Raw genomic sequence first — 4577 nt, forward strand, 5'->3', positions numbered from 1 at the left:
AGTTACATCAGCAAATATTTGGAATTGGTTTACTCACTGCTGTTATTGTACCTCACCTTTGTAAGAAATGCTATAGACTCTCCGATCAAACTTTTAACTTCAACGGCTATCTTGCGATGGTTGTTCTCAGCAGCTAATAGCTGTTCGGCACCAAGATCGATAGGTTTCTCTTTGCCCAAGCCAAGGGATACGGATCGTGGGTAGTTGTCCAGCCAGCCTTAATCAGAGCCTGTTTGACAACTTGATGATAAATGTCTCTTGCTGGCACGATCGCTCTCTTTTGCTATCGAGGTTGACACTGACTATTATAATGTGCAGAAGTCTCAACAATTATGCGAGAAATTCAATCTGAAACAACACGATCGCCCGTTAGCGAAGCCCTCGAAGAGGATCGCCCCACCCAAATAGTCCTGCCCCCACATCGAGGCCAGAAACCGGGTTTCTTCGTGTATTTCTAGCTGAGAATCTGCGATTTTTCATAGAAACCCGGTTTCTTCGCGTAACTCCTACCAAATCAAAATCTCGCAATACGCTAAATATAATTAAAATTTGTTAAGATTAACTCGACCTCAGCGCCGGCATCCCATCCGCCGCTAAACCAGCCCTTCCCCAGTCCCCACAACAATGCTGCGACTCGAACACATCAGTAAAATTTACCCCACAGGCGTCGTACTCAAAGATGTCACCTGGGAAGTCAAGCCAGGCGATCGCATCGGCTTAGTAGGCGTTAACGGTGCCGGCAAATCCACCCAACTCAAAATCATTGCCGGCGAAATCGAACCCACCGCAGGCGAAGTCATTCGCCCCGCCAGCCTCCACATCGCCTACCTCTCCCAAGAATTTGAAGTAGATCCGACTCGCACCGTCAGAGAAGAATTTTGGCGCGCCTTCAGCGAAGCCAACGAAGTCCACGAAACCCTGATGCAAGTGCATCGAGACTTAGAAGCCTCCACCCCAGAAAATCTCGACGAACTGATCCACAAAATGGATCGGCTGCAACGGCAATTTGAAGGCTTAAACGGCTACGGTTTAGAAGCCCAAATCGAGAAAATTCTGCCCGAAATCGGATTTGAACCCGAAGACGGCGATCGATTAGTCAGCGCCTTCAGTGGCGGCTGGCAAATGCGGATGAGTTTAGGCAAAATTCTCCTGCAAAAACCCGACATCCTGCTGCTAGACGAACCTACCAACCACCTAGACTTAGAGACGATCGAATGGCTGGAAGTTTACCTGAAAGGGCTGATAACCCCGATGGTAATCGTATCGCATGACCGGGAATTTCTCGATCGGCTCTGCACCCAAATCGTCGAAACCGAACGCGGCGTTTCCAGCACCTACCTCGGCAACTACTCTTCCTACCTGCTGCAAAAAGCAGAAGCCAGAGAAGCCCAACTCAGCGCCTACGAAAGCCAGCAAAAAGAACTCGAAAAACAGCAAGCTTTCGTTGAAAAATTCCGCGCCAGCGCCACTCGCAGCACCCAAGCCAAAAGCCGCGAGAAACAGTTAGACAAAATCGAACGCATCGAAGCCCCCACCGGCGGGTTAAAAACTTTGCATTTCCGATTTCCCCCCGCACCCCGCAGCGGCCGCGAAGTAGCAATAATTGAAGATTTGGTGCACACCTATGGCGAAAAAATCCTATTTTTGGGAGCCGACTTATTAATTGAAAGGGGCGATCGCATAGCCTTTCTCGGTCCCAACGGCGCGGGCAAATCCACCCTACTGCGACTGATCATGGGTTTAGAAACGCCCACCCAAGGTACGGTGAAAATGGGAGGCCACAACGTCATCCCCGGTTACTTTGAACAGAATCAGGCAGAAGCCTTAGATTTGAATAAAAGCGTGATGCAAACCATTCATGACGAAGTACCCGACTGGAAAAATGAAGAAGTGCGGACTTTGTTGGGGCGGTTCTTGTTTACAGGCGAAACAGTATTTAAACAGGTTGGCGCTTTGAGCGGCGGAGAAAAAGCCCGTCTAGCTTTGGCAAAAATGCTGCTGGAACCTGTGAATTTGCTAATTTTGGACGAACCGACAAATCACCTCGACATTCCCGCGAAAGAGATGATGGAAGAGGCGATTCAGAATTACGACGGTACGGTAATTATTGTTTCGCACGATCGCTATTTTATTTCGCAAGTGGCTAACAAAATAGTCGAAGTTCGGGACGGGGAGTTTCGGACTTATCTGGGAGATTACCATTACTATCTCGATAAAATAGCTGAAGAGAAAGAACTAGCAAGGTTCGCAAAACTTGAAGCTGAGAAAGCGACTAAAAAATCCGAGAAAGAGGCGAAGAAGAAAGCGGCGGCCAAACAGAAGTAAATTACATTATTCTGTAATTGCTAGTGATACCAAATCCGATACAATAAAAAGGGTTTTTAACCGGGATTTGGTATCATCCTTCAATCCCCTTCAAAATCGATCGAATAGTAGCTTTTAATTCTGGAAAATTTCGATCTACAATACCCCAAACCTCATCTAAATCTACCCGCAGGTAATCGTGAATAAGTACATCTCGAAACCCAGCTATGCGCTGCCACGGCCACTCAATATGACGGTAAGCTTGTCTAAAATCTTGAGATAATCGCTTTGTAGCTTCACCAATAACCAATAGGGAGCATGTCACTTTTGCAGTGAGCAATTATACTCATGCAGGTTTTTCCTGATTACCAATTAAGCCGTTTACAGCACTTTGCGAGCAAACCCGCCACAATTCGAGTTATCTAAATAGGCTCAAAAAACAAACCACAATGATTAAACCAATTGAGAGCATTTTCATCAGTAATAAGATTAACAGCCATAGTGATGGCTTCATCAAGAGCATCGGATGTGCGAGCTCCTTGGGAACGAAAAATTTCTTTTAACTTTGACCAACATAACTCGATGGGCGATAAATCAGGCGAGTAGGGAGGCAAAAATTTTATAAAAGCTCCCACAGATTCAATTAAAGCTTTTGTAGTTTCAGCATAATATACAGGTAAATTATCCATGACTACAATTGCTCCAATCCACAACTGAGGCAGTAATATTTGCTCAACAAAAACTAAAAAACTAGCTGTGTTCAGACTACCTGGAAAAGTCATGGTAGCAATTAAGCCGACCTCACTCATAGCTCCAATTAAAGTGATGTTTTTGCCTTTATTTCCTGGGCGGTTATAATAGACTCTGGCTCCACCTTGACACCTACCATAGTTTCGTGTCATAGCCAGATTTACACCTGTTTCATCAAGGAATACAAGCTTTTTGATGTCTATAGTATCTAGCCAACGCCTAAATTCATAGCGCAATTTTTGTACTCTTTCGGTACCTTGCTCAATCGCTACTAAAGTTTTTTTTACGCATGACTTTTAAGCGGTTAAGAGTGCGTGACAAACTTGATATACTTACTTCTATGCCTTGGCGCTCTTTTATTTCCTCTTTAATTTCTCGCAAATATATATCGCTTTTCTCTGTCACTATTATCTTTAACAATTCTTGCTCTTTACCTTTAAGCTTCGAGCGACGATCCCCTCCCTGAGTCCTGGCAGCTATCTCCCCCGTCTTTCGATACCGACGCAAAAAGTCACGTAGAAACGATAAACTGACTTTAAATCGTTTTGCTAACTCTCTTTGTGTGCCTTCTTTGTTTTGCCACGCACTTAATATCTTCTGTCGTAAGTCAATAGAATAGGCTGCCATCTCTAAATAATCTCCTTTTTTTACATCTTTAAAGTTTACCATTTGTGTAGCGGGTTTGATCTCAAATTGCTGTAAGTAAGCACAACGATGAGCCAATACTTGTCCCACATGGACTCTTCCGTACTTATTTTGTGCTAAAATATTAACAATAAAGTTTACAAACAAGTTTTACAGTCATAAAATATGAAAAAGTTAATGACCAACATACTAAATTTACCTGGCGTGATAGTAGAAGATTATAAACAAACAGAATCTACATTAATTTTAGTAGTAAAATCACAAATCAAAACAGCAAACTGCCCTCGATGCGGTTAAACCAGCCATCATTTACATCAAAATTACAGATATTTAGTTAAAGATTTACCGATGGATGAGAGAGAAGTAATACTGAGAGTAAATCGGCGCAGATTTAAATGTAAAAATTGTCGCAAACCTTTTAATGAAAGTTTGGCGTTTCTCGATAAAAAGAAGAATTTTACAAATAGATATGCACAAAGCATTGCTGAACAAGTTGTCCATAGTGACATTAATAACGTGGCTAAAAACAATAGATTAACATCAGAAGAAGTTTGGTCAATGGTAAAAACTGTAGCCAATAAAATATTGCCTGTTAATGTAAAAAACTTACAGAAATTAGGCATAGATGAAATTAGTTTAGTAAAAGGACAAGGAAAATTTATAGTTGTATTAGTAGATTTATCAACACATAAATTAATAGGTTTAGTTGCCGAAAGAAAACAGGCAGCAATCGAAAAGAAGATGCTTGAATGGGGAGAAGAAGTCTTAAATCAGATCGAAGAAGTAAGTATGGACATGACGGGTATAGCATTTCTTACAAAGGTGAGGTACAATAACAGCAGTGAGTAAACCAATTCCAAATATTTGCTGATGTAACT

General features: G+C 42.5%; 6 protein-coding genes and 2 pseudogenes. 4 read left to right on the forward strand and 4 right to left on the reverse strand.

Going from position 1 to position 4577, the window contains the following annotated elements:
- Positions 1-29 precede the first annotated feature (29 nt).
- Positions 30-268 (reverse strand): annotated as a pseudogene (locus QUA40_RS29180) (element excision factor XisH family protein).
- Positions 269-332: 64 nt separating this feature from the next.
- Here QUA40_RS29180 and QUA40_RS27625 point away from each other — a divergent pair.
- Both QUA40_RS27625 and QUA40_RS27630 read left to right on the forward strand, forming a co-directional pair.
- Entirely contained in the window at positions 333-458 is a 126-nt protein-coding gene (locus tag QUA40_RS27625) for a hypothetical protein (protein WP_333131746.1), read from the forward strand.
- A 166-nt stretch (positions 459-624) separates the two neighbouring features.
- The gene (locus tag QUA40_RS27630) at positions 625-2325 is read left to right on the forward strand and encodes an ABC-F family ATP-binding cassette domain-containing protein (protein ID WP_333131748.1); all 1701 of its coding nucleotides are present in this window, start codon (positions 625-627) and stop codon (positions 2323-2325) included.
- A 73-nt stretch (positions 2326-2398) separates the two neighbouring features.
- On the opposite strand, the gene QUA40_RS27635 is transcribed toward QUA40_RS27630, so the two are convergent.
- The 3 genes from QUA40_RS27635 to QUA40_RS27645 all read right to left on the reverse strand — a co-directional run bounded on the left by QUA40_RS27635 (position 2399) and on the right by QUA40_RS27645 (position 3846).
- The gene (locus QUA40_RS27635; RefSeq protein WP_333131750.1) at positions 2399-2629 is read right to left on the reverse strand and encodes a HepT-like ribonuclease domain-containing protein; all 231 of its coding nucleotides are present in this window, start codon (positions 2627-2629) and stop codon (positions 2399-2401) included.
- A 97-nt stretch (positions 2630-2726) separates the two neighbouring features.
- The gene (locus QUA40_RS27640; protein ID WP_333131752.1) at positions 2727-3290 is read right to left on the reverse strand and encodes an IS630 family transposase; all 564 of its coding nucleotides are present in this window, start codon (positions 3288-3290) and stop codon (positions 2727-2729) included.
- A gap of 25 nt (positions 3291-3315) precedes the next feature.
- Positions 3316-3846 carry a transposase gene (locus QUA40_RS27645; protein ID WP_333131753.1) on the reverse strand — a complete coding sequence of 177 codons (531 nt, stop codon included), beginning with the start codon at positions 3844-3846 and terminating at the stop codon, positions 3316-3318.
- Positions 3847-4017: 171 nt separating this feature from the next.
- On the opposite strand from QUA40_RS27645, the pseudogene QUA40_RS29185 reads away from it, so the two are divergent.
- Both QUA40_RS29185 and QUA40_RS27655 read left to right on the forward strand, forming a co-directional pair.
- Positions 4018-4095 (forward strand): annotated as a pseudogene (locus QUA40_RS29185) (hypothetical protein); the annotation flags it as partial.
- A gap of 33 nt (positions 4096-4128) precedes the next feature.
- Positions 4129-4548 carry a transposase gene (locus QUA40_RS27655; protein WP_445301205.1) on the forward strand — a complete coding sequence of 140 codons (420 nt, stop codon included), beginning with the start codon at positions 4129-4131 and terminating at the stop codon, positions 4546-4548.
- The last annotated feature ends 29 nt before the right edge of the window (positions 4549-4577 follow it).

This window comes from Microcoleus sp. Pol11C3 (assembly GCF_036701485.1).
Taxonomy (GTDB): Bacteria; Cyanobacteriota; Cyanobacteriia; order Cyanobacteriales; family Microcoleaceae; genus Microcoleus.